The following is a 487-nucleotide window of genomic DNA, read 5'->3' as shown; positions in this document are numbered from 1 at the left end:
GGTCTGGCTTCCAGGCTTTGGGGAAAAGCCGTTCAGCTTAGCTGATAAGGACCTAATCCTCGTAAAGATAGTTGGAGCATTTACATCAAAAATGTTTGAGCTGGAAGAAGGAGATTACATTTGGATTCGCGGTCCTTATGGAAAAGGGTTTGAGCCAAAAGGCAAGAACATTGGAGTGATTGCTGGTGGAATTGGAATTCCCCCGCTGTATGCTCTTGCAAAGCATTATAGAGGGCATTTTGAGAGAATCACTTTGATTTATGGAGCTAGAAGTAAAGATGAATTTGCACTGCTCGACATTGAGAATTATGTTGACGAAATTATTCTAACAACTGACGATGGAAGCTTAGGAGTTAAAGGCTTTCCAACGGATTTTTTAGCAGAGAGAAAGGATGAATTTGACTATGTTTATACTTGCGGTCCCGAAATTATGATGGCAAAAGTCCTCGAAATTATGAACTTTAAGAACGTTCAAGTTTCAGCTGAG

At 40.5% G+C, this 487-nt stretch carries 1 protein-coding gene; it reads left to right on the top strand.

The features are described from left to right. On the top strand, nucleotides 1-487 hold a 487-nt coding region (locus E3E37_RS10930), incomplete at both ends, for a dihydroorotate dehydrogenase electron transfer subunit (RefSeq protein WP_167717371.1).

This window comes from Thermococcus sp. ES12, assembly GCF_012027515.1.
Classification (GTDB): Archaea; Methanobacteriota_B; Thermococci; order Thermococcales; family Thermococcaceae; genus Thermococcus; species Thermococcus barossii.
The sequence above is the reverse complement of the archived record's forward strand: the minus strand, read 5'-3'. Positions and strand labels throughout refer to the sequence as shown.